Origin of the sequence: Brevibacterium sp. ACRRH, assembly GCF_022346365.1 — a bacterium.
GTDB classification, from domain to species: Bacteria; Actinomycetota; Actinomycetes; order Actinomycetales; family Brevibacteriaceae; genus Brevibacterium; species Brevibacterium paucivorans.
Window position 1 is genome coordinate 246,475 of record NZ_JAKRMN010000002.1, and the last position, 21,073, is coordinate 267,547.

Annotated in this window: 21 protein-coding genes; 7 read left to right on the forward strand and 14 right to left on the reverse strand. The window is 60.8% G+C overall.

Translation table 11 applies throughout. The features are described from left to right. Positions 1–47: 47 nt before the first annotated feature. Positions 48–956 (forward strand): 3-hydroxyisobutyrate dehydrogenase, encoded by a 909-nt coding sequence (gene mmsB, locus MHX53_RS03375; protein ID WP_239271274.1) that lies wholly within the window; start codon positions 48–50, stop codon positions 954–956. Between the two features lie 15 nt (positions 957–971). On the opposite strand, the gene MHX53_RS03380 is transcribed toward mmsB, so the two are convergent. The 5 genes from MHX53_RS03380 to moaA all read right to left on the reverse strand — a co-directional run bounded on the left by MHX53_RS03380 (position 972) and on the right by moaA (position 5,314). Then, positions 972–1,688, reverse strand: coding sequence for a YggS family pyridoxal phosphate-dependent enzyme (locus tag MHX53_RS03380; RefSeq protein WP_005882747.1), 717 nt, complete (start codon positions 1,686–1,688; stop codon positions 972–974). Further along, complete coding sequence (locus MHX53_RS03385) at positions 1,685–2,962, reverse strand: aminotransferase class I/II-fold pyridoxal phosphate-dependent enzyme (protein ID WP_005882748.1); 1,278 nt, start codon at positions 2,960–2,962, stop codon at positions 1,685–1,687. Before MHX53_RS03385 ends, MHX53_RS03380 begins: the two co-directional genes overlap by 4 nt. Continuing rightward, positions 2,959–3,804, reverse strand: a complete 846-nt coding sequence (locus MHX53_RS03390) for a fumarylacetoacetate hydrolase family protein (RefSeq protein ID WP_005882749.1) — start codon at positions 3,802–3,804, stop codon at positions 2,959–2,961. Before MHX53_RS03390 ends, MHX53_RS03385 begins: the two co-directional genes overlap by 4 nt. 72 nt (positions 3,805–3,876) lie before the next feature. Continuing rightward, positions 3,877–4,146 carry a MoaD/ThiS family protein gene (locus MHX53_RS03395; protein WP_343212351.1) on the reverse strand — a complete coding sequence of 90 codons (270 nt, stop codon included), beginning with the start codon at positions 4,144–4,146 and terminating at the stop codon, positions 3,877–3,879. Between the two features lie 25 nt (positions 4,147–4,171). Next, positions 4,172–5,314 carry a GTP 3',8-cyclase MoaA gene (gene moaA / locus MHX53_RS03400; RefSeq protein ID WP_239271276.1) on the reverse strand — a complete coding sequence of 381 codons (1,143 nt, stop codon included), beginning with the start codon at positions 5,312–5,314 and terminating at the stop codon, positions 4,172–4,174. Between the two features lie 39 nt (positions 5,315–5,353). Here moaA and MHX53_RS03405 point away from each other — a divergent pair, with 39 nt between their 5' ends. Both MHX53_RS03405 and MHX53_RS03410 read left to right on the forward strand, forming a co-directional pair. Beyond that, on the forward strand, positions 5,354–6,337 hold the full coding sequence (locus MHX53_RS03405; RefSeq protein ID WP_239271277.1) for a molybdenum cofactor biosynthesis protein MoaE: 984 nt from the start codon (positions 5,354–5,356) through the stop codon (positions 6,335–6,337). Then, complete coding sequence (locus MHX53_RS03410; RefSeq protein ID WP_239271278.1) at positions 6,334–7,539, forward strand: ThiF family adenylyltransferase; 1,206 nt, start codon at positions 6,334–6,336, stop codon at positions 7,537–7,539. The genes MHX53_RS03405 and MHX53_RS03410 overlap by 4 nt, the downstream gene beginning before the upstream one ends. Here MHX53_RS03410 and MHX53_RS03415 read toward each other — a convergent pair. The 6 genes from MHX53_RS03415 to MHX53_RS03440 are packed head-to-tail and all read right to left on the reverse strand — an operon-like array spanning position 7,536 to position 12,096. Continuing rightward, the gene (locus MHX53_RS03415) at positions 7,536–8,195 is read right to left on the reverse strand and encodes an ATP-binding cassette domain-containing protein (protein WP_239271279.1); all 660 of its coding nucleotides are present in this window, start codon (positions 8,193–8,195) and stop codon (positions 7,536–7,538) included. The two genes, MHX53_RS03410 and MHX53_RS03415, sit on opposite strands and share 4 nt — an antisense overlap. Next, positions 8,192–9,007, reverse strand: a complete 816-nt coding sequence (locus MHX53_RS03420; RefSeq protein WP_239271280.1) for an ABC transporter permease — start codon at positions 9,005–9,007, stop codon at positions 8,192–8,194. The genes MHX53_RS03415 and MHX53_RS03420 overlap by 4 nt, the downstream gene beginning before the upstream one ends. Continuing rightward, a complete protein-coding gene (gene modA, locus MHX53_RS03425; RefSeq protein ID WP_204515151.1) occupies positions 9,004–9,753 on the reverse strand; it encodes a molybdate ABC transporter substrate-binding protein in 750 nt (249 codons plus the stop codon). The genes MHX53_RS03420 and modA overlap by 4 nt, the downstream gene beginning before the upstream one ends. A 39-nt stretch (positions 9,754–9,792) precedes the next feature. Further along, positions 9,793–10,194 (reverse strand): TOBE domain-containing protein, encoded by a 402-nt coding sequence (locus tag MHX53_RS03430; protein ID WP_204515150.1) that lies wholly within the window; start codon positions 10,192–10,194, stop codon positions 9,793–9,795. After that, positions 10,187–10,735 carry a cyclic pyranopterin monophosphate synthase MoaC gene (gene moaC / locus MHX53_RS03435; protein ID WP_239271281.1) on the reverse strand — a complete coding sequence of 183 codons (549 nt, stop codon included), beginning with the start codon at positions 10,733–10,735 and terminating at the stop codon, positions 10,187–10,189. Before moaC ends, MHX53_RS03430 begins: the two co-directional genes overlap by 8 nt. Before the next feature lie 44 nt (positions 10,736–10,779). Then, a complete protein-coding gene (locus tag MHX53_RS03440) occupies positions 10,780–12,096 on the reverse strand; it encodes a molybdopterin molybdotransferase MoeA (RefSeq protein ID WP_239271282.1) in 1,317 nt (438 codons plus the stop codon). 122 nt (positions 12,097–12,218) lie between these two features. Between MHX53_RS03440 and MHX53_RS03445 the strand changes: the two genes are divergently transcribed. Next, positions 12,219–14,135, forward strand: coding sequence for an NHL domain-containing thioredoxin family protein (locus tag MHX53_RS03445; protein ID WP_239271283.1), 1,917 nt, complete (start codon positions 12,219–12,221; stop codon positions 14,133–14,135). Between the two features lie 43 nt (positions 14,136–14,178). Here MHX53_RS03445 and MHX53_RS03450 read toward each other — a convergent pair whose 3' ends face one another. Further along, complete coding sequence (locus MHX53_RS03450) at positions 14,179–15,132, reverse strand: hypothetical protein (protein ID WP_239271284.1); 954 nt, start codon at positions 15,130–15,132, stop codon at positions 14,179–14,181. A 109-nt stretch (positions 15,133–15,241) separates the two neighbouring features. Here MHX53_RS03450 and MHX53_RS03455 point away from each other — a divergent pair, with 109 nt between their 5' ends. Continuing rightward, positions 15,242–16,261, forward strand: coding sequence for an acyl-CoA thioester hydrolase/BAAT C-terminal domain-containing protein (locus MHX53_RS03455; RefSeq protein ID WP_239271285.1), 1,020 nt, complete (start codon positions 15,242–15,244; stop codon positions 16,259–16,261). Positions 16,262–16,273: 12 nt separating this feature from the next. Here MHX53_RS03455 and MHX53_RS03460 read toward each other — a convergent pair whose 3' ends face one another. Both MHX53_RS03460 and MHX53_RS03465 read right to left on the reverse strand, forming a co-directional pair. Next, the gene (locus MHX53_RS03460; protein WP_239271286.1) at positions 16,274–17,302 is read right to left on the reverse strand and encodes a hypothetical protein; all 1,029 of its coding nucleotides are present in this window, start codon (positions 17,300–17,302) and stop codon (positions 16,274–16,276) included. A 7-nt stretch (positions 17,303–17,309) separates the two neighbouring features. Beyond that, the gene (locus tag MHX53_RS03465; RefSeq protein ID WP_239271287.1) at positions 17,310–19,337 is read right to left on the reverse strand and encodes an LPXTG cell wall anchor domain-containing protein; all 2,028 of its coding nucleotides are present in this window, start codon (positions 19,335–19,337) and stop codon (positions 17,310–17,312) included. 175 nt (positions 19,338–19,512) lie between these two features. Between MHX53_RS03465 and dcd the strand changes: the two genes are divergently transcribed. Continuing rightward, on the forward strand, positions 19,513–20,103 hold the full coding sequence (gene dcd / locus MHX53_RS03470) for a dCTP deaminase (protein WP_102239500.1): 591 nt from the start codon (positions 19,513–19,515) through the stop codon (positions 20,101–20,103). Further along, on the forward strand, positions 20,100–20,966 hold the full coding sequence (locus tag MHX53_RS03475; protein ID WP_239271288.1) for a hypothetical protein: 867 nt from the start codon (positions 20,100–20,102) through the stop codon (positions 20,964–20,966). The genes dcd and MHX53_RS03475 overlap by 4 nt, the downstream gene beginning before the upstream one ends. Positions 20,967–21,073: the final 107 nt, after the last annotated feature.

Consider the following 21,073-nt stretch of genomic DNA (forward strand, 5'->3'; position numbering starts at 1 on the left):
GCATAAGGTAGTCGTCAAAAGAAGAAAGTCACTGCAAGGAGGCAATCATGGCAGTAATCGGATGGATCGGTCTGGGGCGCATGGGTGGTCCTATGACCAACAACTTAATCGCTGCAGGTCACACGGTAAACGGGTTCGATGTTGTCCCAGCTGCGGTTGAAGCGGCTGCTGGTCACGGTGTTGTGGCCAAGAGTTCAATCGCAGAAGCCGTTGAAGGCGCAGATATTGTTTTTTCGATGTTGCCCAAGGGTGAACACGCCAAGACCGTGTACCTAGGTGAGGGCGGCGTTTTTGACAACGCGTCAACATCGACGTTGCTCGTTGACTCGTCCACGATCGACTTCGACACTGCGACCGAACTGCACCAAGCCGCACGTGACCGTGGCTTCAAGTTCGTCGACGGACCAGTGTCCGGTGGCGTTTCGGGTGCGGCTGCCGGAACTCTGACGTTCATGCTCGGTGGGGATGACGTCGACGTTGAAAACGCTAAGACCTTCATTGAACCGATGGCCGGAAACATCTTCCACGCAGGCGGTGAAGGCGCTGGTCAGGCAGCCAAGATTGTAAATAACATGCTTTTGGCAATCAGCCTACAAGGTGTTGTCGAAGGTGCCGTTCTGGCGCAGCGCTTTGGTCTTAAGCCAGAAGTGTTCTACGACATTGCAAAGGTTTCATCGGGTGACTCCTGGCCACTGCGCACCTGGTACCCAGTGCCGGGCGTGGTCGACACGGCCGCTGCAAACAACAACTTCGAGGCCGGGTTCTCCACCATGCTCATGCACAAGGACGTGGGCTTGGCGCTCGACGGTGCGAAGACCCAGGGCGTCACCTTGTCAGCAGCTGAACTGGTCTACAGCCGACTCCAGCAGCTCATTGACGACGGAAACGGCGACCTCGACTGCTCCGCGATTATCGGGCTGGTCGACGAGAACGCTGAAGGCCTGCCCCAGGACTAAACCGTGTGCGCGGGCTTAGGCCCGCGCACCAAAAACACTCGAGCCAATCCGCACCATGGTGGCGCCTTCGGCAATCGCAAGCTCGAAGTCGTTGCTCATGCCCATGGACAGTTCGGTCGCGTGTTCTGGTAGAAGCCCGGAATCAAGGTGGGTGTCGCGGAGGTTCCGAAGGTCGGCATACGACGGACGCACCTCGGCCTCGGTTGACCCTGGTAGCCCAATCGTCATGAGCCCGCGCAACCGAATCCGCTCTAACGGCGCAATCTCCGTGAGCAATTCGCCCAGCTGCTCCGGCGCCACCCCTGATTTGGTGTCCTCACGACTGGTGTTGACCTGCACAAACGCCTCGACGGTCTGGTCTAAAAGCTCCAAACGGTTGTGAATCTTGGTGGCGAGCTTCATCGAATCGATCGACTGAATACACGACGCTTGACCCAGCGTGTGGTTGACCTTGTTGCGCTGTAACGGGCCAATGAGGTGCGTTTCGTGCGGGATATCCGCCAGATCATCGAACTTCTCGTTGAGTTCCTGCACCCGGTTCTCACCAATCAACGTGAACCCGTGCTCCAACGCAACCCGGATTTTGCTCGCCGGCTGCGTTTTCGTGGCCAGCAGGATCTGCACGCGGTCGACGTGTTTCGACGCTTCACTCGCCGCCCGCACACGCTCTGCCACATCGTCTAGTTTGCTCCGAATCTGCTCAGCTTCGTGGGCACTTACCGGCTCACTCACGCGGACCCCTCCCCAGCGTCCCCAGCCTGACCGGCCTCGGAACCGTCTGCCACCTCGGCCACGGAACCAACCGGCGCAACTGGGGTGCCGGCGACAGCCGCGCCCAGTCGCTCCACAATCTCTTCCAGGATTGGAAGCGACGTCCCCATGTTGAGTCGGATGAAGCCTCGGCCAGCTTCTCCACACAACGCCCCGTCAATGATGGACACGCGCGCCCGGTCCACAAAGAACGACGTCAGGTCATCGCCCAGGTCGTAGGCACTCAGGTCAATCCAGGCCAGATACGTCCCCTCTGGTGGTTCGTACACGGCCTGTGGCAGGTGGCGTTCCAAAAGGCCGGGCAGTGCGTCGCGGTTGCGTTCTAAGTACGCCGAGGTGTCCGCCAGCCAGTCTCGCGAGTCACGGTAGGCGGCCACGGCTGCCAGCAGCCCGGGGTTGGCCGCCGATTTTCCGGTGAACATGCCGTGCGTGGCCCATATGGCGAAATCGGCTTCGTTGGAGAAGATGATCTGCGCGCATTTGAGCCCGGGGGTGTTGAAGCTCTTGGAGTGCGAGGTGACCGTGACGGTGTGGTTCGCGGCTGCCTCGTTGATGGACGCATAGGGCACGTGGGTGTGGCCGGTGAAGGTCAGTGGCGCGTGGATTTCATCGGAGAACACACGGGCCCCGTGTTTTTCAACAATGCGGGACAGTTCTTCCAGCTCACCACGGGTGTACACGCGACCAATGGGGTTGTGCGGGTTGCACAGCACAAGTAGGCCACCGGACCCGCCGTCGGCACCGGCGGTGGACAGTGCGCGGTCGATCGCCTCGAAGTCCATGGTCCACGTGGGCTTAGCGTCGCCAGACCCGGATTCATTCCGCAACATGGGAACTTCGACGATTTCGCGACCATGAATCTTAGGCATGGTCAAGAACGGCATGTACGCAGGAGTGGGTAGCACCAGTTTGGCGCCCGGTTCGGTGTAGAAGCTCAGCACCGCTTGCATACCGGTGAGCACGTCTGACACGGGCGAGACCCATTCGGGATTGACGTCCCAGCCGTAGGTGTCGTTGTAGAACTGTGCGGTCGCCTGTGCCATGTCGCGCATGAGCGCAGGTGTGGAGTAGCCGTACAGGTCGCTGGCATCCAACTGTTCAAGAGTGGCGCGGATTGCTGGCGCTACCCCAAAGTCCATTTCTGCCGTCCAGGCGCCAATCGTGCCGGGGTAGGCAGACCATTTGAAGCTTCCCTTTTCAATCAGGGAGTCAATTGTGATGTCGTCGTAGCTCATGGGGCCATTATGCCAATCTGTGTGCGTTGTGTACCTAGTCCTTCGATCGCTACCTCGACGACATCGCCACTTTCCAGGTAGGGGTACTGCCCGGACATGGCGACACCTTGAGGCGTTCCGGTCGCGATCACGTACCCGGGTTCCAGTCGCATGTACTGCGACAGGTCGTACACCAGGTGAAACACGTCAAAAACCATGTCAGCCGTGGACGAGTCCTGCCGAGGCTCCCCGTTCACATGACTGGTCAGGCGGGCGTTCGTGGGGTCGAACACGTCGGCGCTCACCGCGACCGGCCCCAGCGGTAGCGCCCCGGGGAAGCACTTGCCTTTGGACCATTGCCCGCCGGATTCCTGGGTTTGAAACACCCGTTCGGACAGGTCGTTGGCAACCGTGTACGCGGCAATGTGCTCCCGCGCCTGTTCGGGGGAGTCAAGGTTGTGGGCGGCCCGGCCAATGATCACGGCAAGTTCAACTTCCCAGTCCAGTTGAGAAAATCGCCGAGGTGGTTCCAACTCATCGTAGGGGCCGGCGACCGTGTTGGGGGTTTTGAGGAAAACCACGGGGTGGGTTGGTGTGGGGAGGTTCGCTTCGGCGGCGTGGGCGGCGTAGTTGGTGCCGATGCAGATGATCGCGCCCGGCTGGGCTACGGGGGCTCCGATCCGCCTGGCGTCAATGTTGATTTCTTGACAGTCTTTGACTTGGGCCGTGGTCAGGGTGTTCATCCCGTGCGCCCAGAACTCAGCGTTGAAGTCGCCGGTGAGAGGCCGCACATCGTAGTGGCGGCCGTTGAGCCTCACTACAGGGATTTCCTGGCCACGCGGGCCAACACGCATGAGTTCCATGAGTTCTCCTTCACGAGTACGGGGTGGGGTAGAGGCATCAGGGCGTCGATCGCCGGCGGGCACGGCGGGTGCTCAGCCGCCCGCAAACGGGGGTAGAACATCGACGCGGTTCCCAGGCGCCACGGTGCCGTCGGTCAACGTGACACCGTCAACCAGGAACGAACATTGCGGCAGAACTCGTGACAGTGGCGGTTCGCCGGCGGGCACCTCGGGGTGAAGGGAGACGAGCAGTTCAATGAACTGTTCACGGGTTGCGCCGCTACTCAACTGACCATCCAGAATAACGTCTTCCTGTTCGACGCCAGTTGCGGCCCGGGCGGCGGCGAAGTAGCGAACTGACACCTGATTTTGGGCACCTTCACTCATGTCATCCTCCAATCGCGCTCATGGACCTGTTGGGCTGTTCGTATGCGTCCGAATCTAGGCCAGCCTCACCCATTCCGTGAGCCTTGGGTTTGAGCCACATGGCTTGCCGCCACGCTTGCGCAATCTGGTCGTCGCTGGCCCCGGAGCGCAGTAGCGCAGCCAGGTCGAACTCTTCGTGGGAAAACAGGCACGACCGGATCTTGCCTTCGGCCGTGATGCGCGTGCGCGTGCAGGCTGAGCAGAACGGACGAGTCACCGACGCGATGATCCCCACCTGCCCGGCAACTCCACAGGAGTCCACCAGGTCAAAGAGTTCCGCAGGTGCGCTCCCGCGCCCTGCCCGAGGTTGTAGCTCCCACCGCTGTTGTAGCTGGGTGGCGATGTCGTGGGCGGTGACCATGTTCTGGCGGGTCCATCCGTGGTCGGCGTCGAGCGGCATCTGTTCAATGAACCGCACCGTGATTCCGTGGTCGATTCCAAACTGGGCGAGGTCTACGGCCTGGTGGTCGTTGACGCCTCGCATGAGCACGCTGTTGATTTTCACCCCAAATGGAGCGCTATCCTCGGCGGTCTGGTCGCGGAGGCGAAGGGCCGCGTTGAGCCCGTCCATGACTTCGGAGAACTTGGTGCGCCGGGACAGTTGCGCGAAGGTCGCGGGGTCCACGGTGTCGAGCGACACGTTTATGCGGTTTAGGCCGGCTTGGTGAAGTGTGGGCAGGTGTTTTTCAAGGCTAATCGCGTTGGTGGTCATGGCGATTGGCAGGTCCGGGTGGTTGCCACGAATACTCGCAACTATGTGCTCCAAATCTTGACGCAACAGCGGTTCTCCGCCGGTGAGCCGAAGCTCACGCACCCCCAGAACGTCTACTGCGACACGGACAAGCCGAACCACCTCGGCGGCGGTGAGGACAGCGTCCTTGGGCAGGAACGTCATTCCGGACGCGGGCATACAGTACGTACAGCGCAGATTGCACAGATCCGTGAGCGAAACCCGCAGGTCAGTGCCTGTGCGCCCGAAGGTGTCGGCCAGTGGGCCCGAGGTGGGGGCGTCGTGCGCCCGTCGCTCCAAGGTGTCCCGGGTGTGCGAGGCGCGGTCGGCGACACTTTCTGTGCGGATCGACGGCATTCCCAGTGACACGTTCATCTCACTAGGGTATCGGCGAGCGCAGGTAGTGTTAAGCGCATGAGGAAAAATGACGCTGCGTATGTTCTGGTGGTGTCGAGTTCAGTTGCTCGCGGTGATGCGACTGATGCCACGGGTCCCGAACTCGTCGAATGGTTGCGCGGGCTTGGGTTTGCGACTCCTGACCCGGTGTGTGTGAGCGACGGGCATGCGGTTGCTGACGCGCTTGAGCGGATCCTGCGTGACGCGCCTGCCGTGGTGATCACGACGGGTGGAACCGGGCTGACCCCGGACGATGTGACACCTGAGATGACGGGCCGTTTTGTTGAGCGCCGGGTTCCTGGGATTGAGCAGGCGTTGATCGCGCAGGGTCTGGAGCACACTCCTCATGCTGCTTTGAGTCGAGGAATCGCCGGGGTCGCGGGGTCGACGCTGGTGATCAACCTTCCGGGTTCGCGGTCGGCTGTTCGCGACGCCATGGTGACGCTTGCGCCCCTGGTGCCGCACGCGTGTGAGCAGATTGCGGATGTGCGCACCCACGGCCGAGGTGTCGACGAGGCCGCGTTGGACGCACCTGGCTCGGTGGAGGCTTCCGGGGGCGCGCCCGCCGAGCTGGCAACCACCTCGGCGGTGGTGGCAACCCGGATCACCCGGGACCCGTGCCTGACCGACGCGGCCAGCACGGTCGTCACCCCAGAGTGTGGGGCGGTCGTGGAGTTCAGCGGAGTCATCCGTAACCACGACTCCGGCCGAGGTGGCGTCGTGGGCCTGGACTACACGTGCCACCCGGATGCGGTAAAAGTGCTCGCCCAGGTGGTGGGCGAGGTCGCTCAAGCGCACCAGGGGACTCGGGTTTTGTGCGAACATCGGGTGGGATCGTTGCAGGTGGGCGACGTGGCGATCGTGGTTGCGGTGGCCGCTGCGCACCGGAAGGTCGCGTTCGACTGTTGCGAAGACGTTGTCAACCAGGTCAAGGCGCGCGTGCCCATCTGGAAGCAGCAGCACTACGACACCGGCGGACACGACTGGGTGGGCCTGCAGTGACAGAAGGCGTGACGCATGGTCTGGGAGGTCCACGTGGCTTGGGCGATGACCGGGGCCAGACCCGTGTGAGCGGGCGTTACATGCGGCAGCTCAACGTTGTGGGCCTGACCGGGCAGCAGGCGATAGCGCGGGCTCGCGTGCTGGTCGTCGGTGCTGGTGGCTTGGGCTCCCCGGCGGCGATTTACCTGGCCAGCGCGGGTGTTGGCACGGTGGGGCTCATCGATGACGACGTAGTTGAGACGTCGAACCTGCACCGCCAGCCGCTCCACATGACTGAGTCGGTGGGGGAACCTAAGGTCGAATCAGCGGCGGCGCATTTAACGGCCCTGAACCCAGACGTCCACGTGGTGACGTACCGTGAACGGCTCACCGCGGACAACGCTCGTCAGATTCTGCAGGGTTATGACGTGGTCCTGGACGGGGCCGACAACTTCGACACCCGCTACGTCATCTCAGACGCCTGCCGGGACGTAGGGATTCCACACGTGTGGGCGGCCGTGCTGACGACCGGCGGGCAAATGTCGGTGTTCATGCCTGACGGGCCCACGTACCGCGACCTCTACCCTGTTGCCCCTAATGATGTTCCCACGTGCGCCGAGGCCGGGGTTCTGGGGGTTGTTCCCGGTCAGCTGGGGGTGGCTCAAGCGGCCGAGGCCCTCAAACTCATTACCGGCCTGGGTCAGCCTTTAGTGGGGCAGGTGGGAGTCTACGACATGCTCACAGGCATGTGGGAATATGTGCCGTTGGTTGGCTCCGGTGGGGCGTCACAGTCCGAGCCCCATTCAACGCGTCAGTCTGAAACCCACTCAGTGGGCGTGGAGGAGCCTGGCTGGTTTGAGCCCGCCGAGGTGGTTCCTGCGGAAATTCCTGACGGCGCCTTTGTTCTGGACGTGCGGGAAGAATCCGAGTTCGATTCGGGGCATGCACCCGGTGCTCGTCTGTTGCCGTTGTCGACGATCATGGATAACCCGGAAGGGTCGGCACACGCACTTGCGTTAGAGGTTGAACACACGCCGGACCCGCACGTTTATGTCATGTGTCAGGCCGGTGTGCGCTCGCAGTATGCGATCCAAGTGTTCCACTCTCAACCGAGCGTGCGGCACGTCCGCCTCACCAACGTGATCGGCGGTATGTACGGGTGGATGGGGGCCGGGCTACCGGTTGTGCAACCCACTCCGGGTGAAAACGAAACTGGGGACTAACCCACGAGCTCGGTGGCGATGCCGCGGGGCTGGGCGGCGACCTCGGCGGTGGTGCCCACTTGCACAACCTTCCCGGCCTCAAGAACCACGATGTGATCTGCGAGTTCAATATCGGCTCGGTCGTGGGTGATGAGAAGCACGGGAGTGCTGAGCGAGCGCAGGTGTGTGCGAAGCTCGGTTCGTGCCGGTGCGTCCAAAGCCACGAACGGTTCATCCAGCAACAGCAGTTCCGGACGTGGAGCAAGTGCGCGGGCCAGGGCAACTCGGGCTGCTTGTCCGCCAGACAGGGTGCTGGGCATGCGTGCGCGCAGGTCGTCTACGTGAAAACGCTTCAGTTCCTCAATCGCGCGCGCCTTCTCACCACGTGGCAACCCAAAAGCCACGTTCGCCTCCACGTTCATGTGGGGAAACACATGTGGGTCTTGCATGACATAGCCGATCCTGCGCTTATGCGCCGGGACCTGGGCGGAGGTGAAGTCCCGTTGCCCCACACGCACGGTGGCACCACGCACCGGAAGTAGACCGGCGATCACGTCGAACGTGGTGGACTTCCCCGCACCATTGGGCCCAATCACCGCAGTGATACCGCTAAGCGGGACGTCACAATCAATGTCCATACCCCGCTGGGGCAACGAAAACGCAACATGGAGGGTCACTGGCGGACACCTCGGGACGTCTTGCGATACATGGTGGCCACCACCACGAACGCCACAACCATGAGAACCACGGACACCGCTACCGCCCCGGCCGTGTCACCGGAGTCGGCCAGCAAGTACACCTCGAGCGGAAGCGTGCGCGTCACCCCCTGGAGGGAACCCGCAAACGTCACGGTGGCACCGAACTCGCCCAGAGCACGCGCAAAAGCTAACACCGCGCCAGAAATGAGTGCGGGACGAATGAGCGGCAACACAATCCGAAAAAGTGTGCGGGTTGGGCCAGCGCCCAATGTCGTCGCGACTTTGGCGAACCCAGGGTCCAGCGAGGTGAGCGCGCCTTCGACCGTGAGCACCACGAACGGCATCGCCACAAAGGTTTGGGCCACAACCACCGCAACCGTGGTGAACGCGATCGAAACACCCGCAGCTTCCAACGAAGAACCAATGAGCCCCGCGCGCCCAAACGTCGAAAGAAGAGCAATGCCTCCCACAACCGGCGGAAGAACCAAAGGCAAAAGCACCACCGTGCGCAACAACCGCACACCCGGAAACTCGCGGACCGTCAACAACGCCAAGGGAATGCCCAATAGCACCGAAAACACTGTTGCGCACGTGGCTGTAATGAGCGACAGGCGCAACGCCTGAAGTGCGGACGGGGCCGTGATCAGTGAGAAAAACTCCGGCCAATTCGCCCGAACCACCAAGCCCACAACGGGGAGCACCACGAAACTCGCCGCAACAACAGCCGGCACCCACATCCACCGAGGAAACGGTGTTTCAGTGTGCGTCTGCAGGTCAGTCTGCGATTTCACCGTTGCCCAAAACCGTTCGCGTGAAGCACCTGCTGAGCACGATCAGACAAAACAAACTCAACGAACTGCGCAGCGCTCGCAGTCTTCTTACCGTGGGAGGTGACGGCGATAGGGTAACGGTTGACGACCTCGGCGGCCTGCGGAAAATCCACCGCCTCCACCTTGTCTGACGCGCGGGCGTCAGTCACGTACACTAGCCCCGCATCAACCTGACCAGACTCCACTTTTGTGAGCACGGCCGTCACCTTGGACTCTTCCGTTGCCGGGGTCAAAGTCACGCCAGCACGATCAAGCACCTGCTTGGTGGCGTTGCCACACGGAACGGCGGGGGCACACACGGCGACCTTGACGCCCGGCCGTGTAAGCGTCTCCAGGCTCGCGATGTTCGCAGGGTTGCCTTCAGGCACGGCGATCGTGAGCGTGTTCGTAGCGAAAATCTGGGGCTCCTGAACAAGCCCGGCTTGGGAAGCTGTGTCCATGGTGGGCTCATCGGCGGAGGCGAAAACCTGGGCCGGAGCCCCGGACTTCATCTGCTCAACCAACCCAGACGAACCAGCAAAGCTGAAGGTCACATCGGTGCCGGTTTCCTCTTCGAAATCCTTCCCGATTGTTTCAAACGACTTCTTCAACGAAGCTGCAGCGAAAACGGTGAGGGACGTTTCTGGATCTGCCTTACCGCATGAAGTGAGCGCGCAACACGTCAGCGTGAGGGCTACTACTGCAGCAAGTGGCTTCATCATTGTCATGCTTCCGATGGTACGGCGCGGGTACACGCCAAGCGCACCTTAAATCCGTTCCAGTGCAATCACTTGTGCCAGGGCGCTGGCGATCACAGCGTTCCCCGGGGTTAGTTGCATCCGATCAATCTCGTCGGTGCCCACCAGGGAAAAGATCCGGTGCGGGCCAGCTTGGATTTCCACCATCGACATGACATCACCGCGCTTCACGTCGGTGACAATGCCATAAAACCGGTTCGACACGCTCGTGGACACGTGACGCGGGTCTTCGGGCAGGGCCGTGATTTTGCGGGCGTGGCGAGCCAGCTCCACCCCGTCGACAACCGTGCGCCCCGCTGAGTCAGTGCGGTGGGTGAGCGTGCCGGCTGCGATCCAGCGCCGTACCGTGTCGGTACTCACGTCGAGGAAGCGGGCAGCTTCGGAAACGCGGTACATAGGTGTGTCAGTCATGTGAATCCTGGGGTAGTGATGGGTGGTTGTGCCCGAGGTGGTGCTCGGTTTTACGGGACCAGTCGCCCGATTTACCACCGGACTTCGCGTCAACCTTGATGTCCGTGAGAACCGCGTGCTTGTCAACGGCTTTGATCATGTCGTAGATGGTCAGCGCAGTGAGCGAAACAGCCGTAAGCGCCTCCATTTCGACGCCTGTTTTACCAGAAGTCTTCACCACAGCCTGAATATGCACCCGGTCGTGCTCAAGGCTGAACGCCACATCGATACCCGAAAGATCCAGCGGATGGCACAGCGGAATGAGGTCCCATGTGCGTTTTGCCCCCATGATTCCAGCAACGCGAGCAATGGGCAGGGCTTCTCCTTTAGGAAGGTTTCCTGACGCAATCAGCTCCAAGACCTCGGGCGTGGTGATCACCGTGCCACTTGCTACGGCCCGGCGGGCTGTCACGGGTTTGCCGCCCACGTCTACCATGCGCGCGGCCCCGGATTCGTCTACGTGGGACAACTGGGGTGCGCTGTGCTCAGAACTCCCTGTCATGTGGCACACGCTAGCAGGTTCCATTGCCTGCAAACCCCGGCAGCTTAAAGCGCGAGAGCCTCAAACGTGTCACCGTCTTCGATGACCGAGACATCTTCCGGGATCATCACCAGCAGGGTCGCATCGGCCTGCATGTGCAGCAAGTGAGAACTGTTGCTCCACTCCAAGAGCGCGCTTCCATCAGCATCAGTGCGCGCGAATCGCAACTGGGTTTTCCCCGCCGGACTGCTCACCGGCTCACCGTCGGGAGTTCGCACCGTGACGCTCATGCGGTTGCGGGGCCGTGCTCCAAACAGCGAAGTGCGCAACAACACTTCGATGCTTACCAGCGTGGACACCGGATTTCCGGGTAACGCCACCCATGGAACCCCAGCCAACTGGCCCACTGCCTGCGGGCCACCCGGCTGCATGGGAAGGCGGCAGAACTCCATGCCACTGTTGGGGAGCACGGGGGACTGCGCGCCGCCGTACGAGTTTTCGACTCCCCTCTGAACTTCCAGCTCTGAGGCCAAACGAATGACCTCGCGTGCCCCCATGGAAATGCCGCCCATCGACACGACTATATCGGCGCGGCGTGCTTCATCCGCTTGCCATGAGCGCACTGCGTCCAGCAGCAAATCTGGGTTGTCGGGCGCGTGCAGGGTGCCTACCACGTGAGCTCCCGCTGCTGACAGTGCTGCCACCGCCGCCGAGGTGTTGGAATCGTAGATCTGCGCCGCCCCTGGGTGCTGACCGGGTTGGCACACTTCATCTCCCGTGGACACAACCAGGACTCGAAATGGTTTAAACACGGCAACCTGCGTGAGCCCCACGGATGCGAGCGAACCGAGTCGCGCCGGTGTGAGGTCGTCACCAACGGCGCACAGTGCTTCCCCGTAGTCGATGTCGCTACCTCGGTGCCGAACAAACCTGCCGGGCTCGAATGTGGCCCGGGGCGTAAACGTCACATGTGAAAGGTCATCAAACCCAGACACGGTTTCTTCCACCGGAACCACACACAGGTCGACACCATCTTCGGCGCATTCGCCTACAGTCGGTCCCGCCCAGGCGGGGATCTTCGCGCCCGTCATAATGGGCATCGCGAAGCCCGGTTTGAGCGGTTCGGGATTGTGCCCGGCGGCCGCCATTGGAAGGAGAGGCACGGGCTTACCTGCCACCACCTCGGGGTCGTTGGGGTGCACAACAAACCCGTCCATTTGGGAGTTGTCGAACCGGGGGACCTGCTCAGTGGACCAAACTTGCTGGGCTGCCCGCAACGGCATGGGGTGGGTAGCAACCTGAGCGAGATCGCGGTGCTCCCAACGACTCATGAACAAGAGGAAGTCGAAAAGCTTTTCGTGGTAATCCGCAATTGAAACCATGCCAGTAGACTACGGCCCGCGTCGCCTGCGCGCCACAGCCCGAACCCTAGAGAGCGCGCCCCTCCATGTCCATGTGTGACACCCGCACACACGCACACTCCAGAGTTTGGAACAATGAGAGCATGAGCAATGCAAACCGCGTAAAACTGCGTGCCCCCGAACTCGTTGGCCGACGCTGGATCAACACCGGCGGAAAAAACCTAAGCCTGGAAGATCTGCGCGGGAAGATCGTCCTCCTCGACTTTTGGACGTTCTGCTGCATCAACTGTCTGCACGTGCTCGACGAACTGCGCCCACTCGAGGAAAAATACGCGGATGTCCTGGTCACGATTGGTGTCCACTCACCCAAGTTTGAGTTTGAACGCGAAATCGAATCCGTCGACCGGGCAGTCGAACGCTACCAAGTCGAACACATCGTGCTCGATGACCCCAACCTCGAAACCTGGAAGGCCTACACCGCACGCGCCTGGCCCACCCTGGTCGTCATCGACCCGGAAGGCTACATCGTCGCGTCTATGTCGGGGGAGGGGCACACCTCGGGCCTCATCAGCCTCATCGAAGAAGTTGCCGCGGAGCACGAAGCCAAAGGGACTCTCCGCCGAGGTGACGCGCCGTATGTGCCTCCCGCACCTCGGGAAGGTGACCTGTTCTACCCCGGCAAAGTGGTGCGCCTGGACGACGGCCGCTTGATCGTCGCCGACTCCGGCCACCACAGCTACGCGCTCTACGACAGCGAAGGCGCGAACCTGCTGGGACGCATCGGCTCCGGTGAACGCGGAAACGCCGACGGCAACTTCGCCACCGCCCAGTTCTCAGAACCCGGTGGTGTGGCCCAACTTCCGCCGGAAATTGCGCAACACGTGGGCTATCACCTGGTCGCAGCAGACACGGTCAACCACACGCTGCGCGGAATCAACCTAGAGACCCAAACCGTAACCACCGTGGCCGGAACTGGCGAACAATACATGGTGGGCGCCAGCGACAACGTTCCTGATCAGCCCGGTTTTTCCGGACGCTACGACGGTCCAGCCACGGCCGTGAAACTCTCCAGCCCCTGGGACGTGGTGTACGCGCCCAAGACGTCCAATGTGGTCATCGCCATGGCAGGTAACCACACCATGTGGACCTTCGACCCGGTAGCCGGAACCGTCGCGCACATTTCCGGGTCTCTTAACGAAGGGCTGCGGGACACCTCGGACGCGGCAACCCCGTTTGACTTAGACGAATGGTTCGCCCAACCGTCCGGCGTGCGGCTGGCCAGCGACGGTGACGTGTGGGTGGCGGATTCCGAAACCTCGGCACTGCGCAAACTCGACCCATCGACCGGAGCCGTCACGTCATACGTGGGCGTGGGGCTGTTCGACTTCGGATTCCAGGACGGGCCAGCCGAATCCGCCCGTCTGCAACACCCGCTGGGTGCGCTCGAACTTCCAGACGGCACCGTCGCCATCGCCGACACCTACAACGGCGCCATCCGTCGCTTCGACCCCCAGGCCAACACCGTGTCCACCCTGGCGCGCGGCCTGAAGGAACCCTCGGACATCCTGGTCGTGCAGGGAGACGACACCACCTCGGGCTACCTGTTGGTCGCCGAATCCGCGGCTCACCAACTCACCGCCGTGCCCATTCCGGAAGAGGCGCTGGAGGTTAACGAAGGGGCTCAGCAGACCAAGAGGCCGGTCACGGAGATCGGTCCCGGACCGTTGGACATCACTGTCGCGTTTACCGTTCCCGCAGGTCAGAAGCTCGATGACCGTTGGGGTGACCCCACGTTTCTGCAGGTGTCCTCGACCCCTGAGAACCTCATTGTCGACGGGGCAGGTGGCAAGGAGGGCACCCAGCGTACGGTGACCCTCAACCCCGAGGTGACCTCCGGTGTTCTGCACGTCACCGCCCGCGCGGCGGCCTGCGATGGCGAACCCGGTGGCGAGATTCCACTCCACGCTGCGTGCCACCTGTACCAACAGGACTGGGGAATCCCGGTTGCGGTGGTGCCGGACGGGCCAAACGACCTGGCGCTGGACTTGCGCGGGGCGTAAGGCGGGGCTTAGGCGCGCCGGCGGGGTTTTTGTGGGCCGGCGCCTACTTCGCTTCTTCCTGTATCACGGTGACGTTGTTACCTTCGATGCGGACCTTGGCGCTCATGCGAGTGGTGACCGTGTCGGTAAACGTGGATTCAAACGCCGTGACGGCGTCGCGTTGCTTTCCACTCACGGTGAATTCCACGTTGGTGGGCGCCATCTCGATTCCTGAGGCACCGTTTTCTAACGTGACGTGAGGGTAGGACTTCACCTTCCACTTCACGTCGCCCAGGATCTGGTTGTTGGTTTCTTTCCCAAAACCGCAGCCGGCGGGCATGAGAGTCGTGGCTTTCATACATTCGTCAATCTGCTTATTGACAATGTCAGCGACCTTCTTGGTGAGTTCCTTCGTGGGTTTGCCCGTCAAATGGACGTCCGAGGTGGTAGCAGGCTCCGTGACATCGACCGTTTGGTAGTCCGAACGTAGGTAGGTGCTGTTGAAGCCCACCGTGTAGGTGACGGGGAACAGGACGCGTGTTTCTCTCGCGGGAATGGATACGCCGTTGAGTTGCGCGGTGGGTGCGCCACCAGCGTCGATCGCGATAACGGGCCACTGATCGACTTTGATGGACCACTTTTGGATGGTGCCAAAGGTGCGCGCGTCACGCTTCACCCGGAACGTGGTTTCACGTGTGTCGGAACCTTGGACATACGAGACTTTCACGTCGTATTCGTTCTCGTTCACACGCTTTGAGTCAAGGACTTTCGCCTGCTTAGGCACACTGGCCGCACCGGAAAGAATGTCGTCGCTGACACCGTCCAACATGCGTTCATGCGGGATGTCCAGCATGGTCAACGCTCGGTTGGTGTCGTGTTTTTCGAGTGCTTTGAAATACGTGAGCACGGCTCTGCCAGGCACGTGAACCGTGAAGTTGAGGATGGGCACGGAGAGCATGGTGCTCAAGCACAGAACGATTCCGGTGCAGATCAGTGCGATTGGCCATTTCCGCCGCATGCTCACCCCCTCCGAAAGCTGTGTCTGCGGGCCTGCAGTAATCCTTTAGACCATCAGGTAGAGCTTACAGAACAAATGCATAACCGCACGAGAAACCTATAATGAGCGTGTGAAGTTTCTGAAGTGGACGGGTCGTATTGCTGGAGGCGTGGTGCTCACCCTGGCGGTGTGTGGTGCCACCATTTTTGGTCTTCGCATGTACAACACAAAGAAGTACCCAGTCACTCAGGCAAGCGCTGACCTCCACAACAAAAGCAGTTACCCCACGAATGACCGCATTCGACCAATACAAGGCGAGTACCTCAACGGATTCCACTTCAAACCCCAAGAACGTTCGCATAAGGGCACTGTGGTGGTCTACGGCGGGTCCGAAGGATCGCCCGCATACGAACAAGCGAAAGCTCTTAGCGAACAGGGCTTTGAAGTCCTGGCTCTCTACTTCTTTGGGCAAGACAACCAGAAACCGTCGCTTGCCCAGGTGCCTCTTGAGCAGTTCAACGAAGTCGTTGAGTACGCCCAAAACTCCATCGAGAACCCAACCCCCATTACAGTCATTGGCACGTCTAAAGGCGCAGAGTTCACGGCGAACCTGGCCGCTCATGGCTACCCGGTGGACAACCTCATCAACTTCACGCCGGCTCACTACAGTTACTCCGGGCTGGACTTCAGCTCTCAAAAGGAACAGCCGTCATTTACGCACAACGGTGAACCGGTTCCCTTCGCAACCTTCAGGAGTGGCGACGCCTCAGTGGGGATGAAAATGATGTGGGACATGATCACCGCATACCCACCTGAGTACCGCCCCACCTACGAAAACGCGGCCGAACATGCCCATGACCACGCGGCAATCGACCTGTCTTCATTTGACGGCAACGCGCTGTTCCTTGCCGGTGACCAAGACAAAATGTGGCAGGGCGAAGTAGCTTCTAAAGCACTCGCTGAGCAGTCGCCTGCATTCGAAAGCGTCATCTACCCCGGCGCCGGACACTTGTTCGTGGAAAATATTGAATCCATGGGCAACGGCTGGCAGATCATGTTTGGTGGCACCGTCGACGGCAATGCGAAAGCAGCCAACGAGTCGATGGATTTAGTCATCAAGAAGTTGTCGGAGTGGCACGCGGGTAAGTAACGTCGCGCAACGTCACGTCACGGCGGTAGGTGCCGCGTCTTCAACTGGGTACGCTTCCATGCGCTCCGTATCGACCTGCACAAAAACGTGCGTGCCGGCGCGCACACGCGTGGCTTGCTCGCTCACCTCGGTACCTAAAGCGGGGTGCAAGACCGAGGACGACTGACCCTGACCCGAGAAATCCCACAGATCGGCAGTCATAGCAAGACCCACCTCGGTATCCACAGGGGACAGGACCACCTGGACGCGCTCGCCAGCGTCACGCACCTGCGTAATGAGCGCTTCGAATACCGTTTCGTCAGTAAAAATCGGGTCAAACTCGTCGAAAGACATCGCAACAGCGTTGACCGGGATGGTGACAAACACCTTCCCATCCAGCTGGGTACGGGCCCGGACCTGCGAATGCCCAATAGACAGCCACCCTTTGCGCGCCAAACCTGAAAACACGTTCACCCGCCGGTGCGCGGCCGCCAGGTTCGACCTCGGCGTGGCCAGCTGGGCCTCTAACGGCCCCTGATCGGCCACCTGGTCCTTCTCCACCACGATCGTCCACCCGCCGATAACATGCGCGTCGGTGAGTGAAGACGTCGACATGATCAGCCCCAGGTGCAGCCGTTCGCACGTGTCAAGAATGCGGTTACGCAGGGACGTGCGAGCGCTCGACGTGAGTCCGTGAAGTGGGTCGGCGAGTAACACATGGGTCGCGCTCGTCGCTTGCGCATGTGCGAATCCGGCGATCAATGGAAGCAACCGGGCGTCGACGTCGCGCACCCGCGCCCGAGGTGGAACGCCCCACAGCGTGCATGTCGCGTCGATTGCGCGGTCGAGTTGGGTGCTGGCGGACCCGTGTGCGCGACACGCGTCACGGATGACGCGCGCGACACGGGCCCCGGAATACCGAGGTTTCTGAGTAATCGCGGGGGTGACATACGGGCGCTCCCCCAGGAGCGTCGAAGCGACGTCAACGTCCTCACTTTGCCCCATGAGAACGATTCGGTTGAGGTCGCTAAGGTCCTGGGGGAGCCCTTCAGAAATGGCCACTGTTGGTTTAGAAGGTTCCGTCCGTCGCGGCCTTGCGGCGAGTCACAACGACAGCCGCCCCACCTACGACGATCAGACCAACACCCAATGCCAGGCCGGTCAGTTCAGTACCGGTGCGTGGCAGGTCATTGTTCGACTCTGGCGCTGGCGTGTTCTCGCCGTGACGTGGCGCGCGTTCTTCCGCAGGACGGCGCGAGGTGTCAGTCGAGTCTTCGCTTTCACCTGAGTCCGAGCTCTCGTCGCTGTCAGCTGCGTCGGTGTCTTCACCTGAAGAGTCGTCTTCAGCGGGAGCTTCCGAGTCTTCCTGCTCGTCTTCTGACGCGTCACCCTGGTCATCCCGAGAGTTGTCGATTTCGGTGGAGTGCCCACCGTCATCTGACGTTCCGGGTGTGTCTTCGGGTGCGTTGTCTTCAGGCTTGCTGTCCTCAGGTTTGTCGTCTGGCGCGTCGTCCTGAGGAGGAAGCACCGTGAACGAACCAGTGAGTGGCTTGTCGAGGTCATCCCCGGTCACCGTCACGGTGTACGTTCCTGGGTGTACCTCTGAACCTTCTCCAGCGGCCACACCGGCAGTAGCTACACCCTTCTCATCGGCAGTCTTGGTGACTTCGTAAGCGGAAGTCTTGCCTTTACTGTGTTCGAACTTAAAGGTGTACTTCGAACCTGCTTTCAAGCCGGTCACAGTTGCGTTGACACCCTTGTTCTTGTCACCAAAGGCTTCAGCCGAAATCTTCGACGGCGAGATCGACAGTGAAGCGTCAGCAGCTGGTGCTTCTGGGGTTGCTTCCGAGGTCGGTGTCTCTTCTGGAGTTGGTTCCGGCTTTGGAGTTTCGGAAGGTTGTGCAGACGGTGTTTCAGTTGGTGTCTGCTTAGGTTCCGGTGTCGGTTCCTGGGTTGGTGTCTCTTTCGGGGTTGGTTCCGGTTTTGGAGTTTCGGAAGGTTGTGCAGACGGTGTTTCTGTTGGTGTCTGCTCAGGTTCCGGAGTTGGCTCCGCAGTTGGTGTCTCTTCCGGAGTTGCCTCTGGAGACGGGGTCTCGGTCACTGGCGCTTCCGGCGTAGGCTCCGCGGTTGGCGTCTCTTCCGGGGTTGGCTGCTCGGTTGGCGTCTTTTCTGGAGTAGGCTCCGGTTTTGGAGTTTCGGAAGGTTGTGCAGACGGTGTTTCTGTTGGTGTCTGCTTAGGCTCCGGTGTTGGTTCCTGGGTCGGAGTCTCTTCCGGAGTTGCCTCTGGTGACGGGGTTTCGGTCGCTGGCGCTTCCGGGGTTGGTTCCGAGGTCGGAGTCTGCTCCGGCGTTGGTGTTTGTTCTGGTGTTGGTTCCGGCTTAGGCGTTTCGGAAGGTTGTGCAGAGGGTGTTTCTGTTGGTGTCTGCTCAGGTTCCGGTGTTGGTTCCTGGGTTGGAGTCTCTTCCGGAGTTGCCTCTGGTGACGGGGTTTCGGTCGCTGGCGCTTCCGGGGTCTTCGTCTCTTCCGGGGTTGGCTGTTCGGTCGGTGTCTGCTCCGGTGTTGCTTCAGGCTTAGGCGTCTCTTCCTGCGTTGGCTCCGGAGCTGGAGTTGCCTCTGGAGCAGGCTCTTCGCCGTCCTGAGTCACGCTGAATGTTGCAGGATCAGTGTTCTTTTCGTCTGCCATCGAACGCAAAGCGATCGAGTACCGACCAACGGGTACTTCAGCACCTTCTTCGACGGTGAAGTAGTAGGTTCCGTTGACTTCGCCCTTGTCGTTTACGGACAGTTCGGTGTTGGCAGGGTACTGCTGGCCGTTAGGTCCGGTAGCAAACACGCGGGCGGTCGTGTTGGGCTTGAAGTTTTCGCCCTTGAACGTCACACCCTTTTTGGAGTCTGAAATGTCAGCAACAGACACTGTGGTGTCAGTGACAGTGATCTTTTTCGGCGAGGATTCATTCGACGCTGCTGATGCGTCGTCACTCGTTGGATCTTGGTTTGGTGCAGGACTCGTAGAAGTAGCGACAGCGGGCGCGGCAATCATGCCGGTAACCGCGGCTGCAACTGCGGGGGCAAGCACAAGACTCGGTAAAGTCTTCACAGTATTGGCCTTTCGGTTGTAGAGTCGACCGCAAAGCCAGTGCACTACCCACCGAATCCGCGTTGGCTAAGGGGGAAGGCACCGAAAGCGCGGGCGTAGTACACGACAACTGTAGAGCACACCCGGCTTCGTGTCCAAGTGTTTTCCGCGCATGTCGAAGCAAAAACGGTACTCTATGGTTGTGAGTTTGCTTTCAGATCGCGACATTATTTCCCAGATTGAAGCCGGCCGGATCGCGTTGGATCCGTTCGACCCCGTGCTTGTTCAGCCGGCCAGCGTGGACGTGTGCTTAGACAGATCGTTTCGTCTGTTTGACAACCACAAGTACTCGTTCATTGACCCTTCGGTCGAACAGCCCGAACTCACCCGGCTCGTCGAAGTTGAGACCGACCAGCCGTTCATCCTGCACCCGGGCGAATTTGTGTTGGCCTCCACGGCCGAGGTGGTGACACTTCCCACGGACGTCGCCGCCCGCTTGGAAGGCAAGTCGTCGCTGGGTCGTTTGGGTCTTCTCACCCACTCAACGGCAGGTTTCATTGACCCTGGATTCTCGGGCCACGTGACATTGGAACTCTCCAACATGGCCACGTTGCCCATCAAACTGTGGCCGGGCATGAAAATTGGTCAGCTGTGTTTCTTTAACTTGAGCTCGCCCACAAACAACCCGTACGGCTCCAACCCAGCCACCGCTAACCGGTACCAGGGTCAGAGGGGCCCCACCGCCTCGCGCAGTTTCCAGAACTTCTACCGGAGCCCATCGGTATGACCTACACGTCTGCCCACGTGTTGATCGCAGACGCCCATACTGAACCCACGGACGTCTTCACACTGATCCGGAACGTGCGCCCGCGTATAGACGTCGACGCGGACACGGGAACAGTCCATTTGTCGCGTCACTCGCGCCTCGAAGGGCCCATCGCACTCAGTGAACAGGACTGTGCCCAGCTTGGGTGCGAACCTGACAGCGTGGTGTTCGCCCTGTGGGGACCCACTGACCGTGAGGCCACACCTCCCGTGGGTGACGGCCCCCTCGACACATTCTTCCCGCACGGCTTGCCTGTCAAAGAAGAAGAACGCAACATCGACCTCCTCATGGCACTTGCGCGCCGCCTCCACGGGTCGGTGCGGTTGGCGGGGGACACCTCGGCGCCCCGAACGGTGACCCCAGACCCTGACCAACACCCCGTCTACACCGTGTTTTCGAGCTACTGGCTGGACCCGGGAGTGTGCGCGGACACGGTGCGACAGGTGATGCCGGACGTCCAATCCCACGAACAGTTCACCCTGGACACGTCCACCATCGCGGCTGATGAACCCATTTTGCTGGACGGATATTCGGTGACGGCCACCACCTCGGCTGGCCCGGATTACCCCGCCGAGGTCGTCGTCCTGGTGGAAGACCGGTTACCTCCCGCTGTGGACCAGTACGCGCAGGCGCCCCTGATTTCGTACCTGGTCAGGTGGATCTCACCGGACTCCATGGGGGATCCCCAGCTGGAGCCGCACGTGAGGGCCCAAGTAGTGGTCGAACTGGAGCGGATTGCCGGGGCGCTCATGCGTGCAACGGCCGGAATTGGAATCGACGCCGACGGCTTTTTGGTGACCGAATCACAACTCAGCGGAACTTGAACGTGACGCTTATTTCGAACATCTATTTCACGCCTCGCATGATGAACGAGTCAGTTGGTCGTAAGGAAAGTGTGAAAAAATAGGGGTTCGACGAGTTGAGAGGAGGG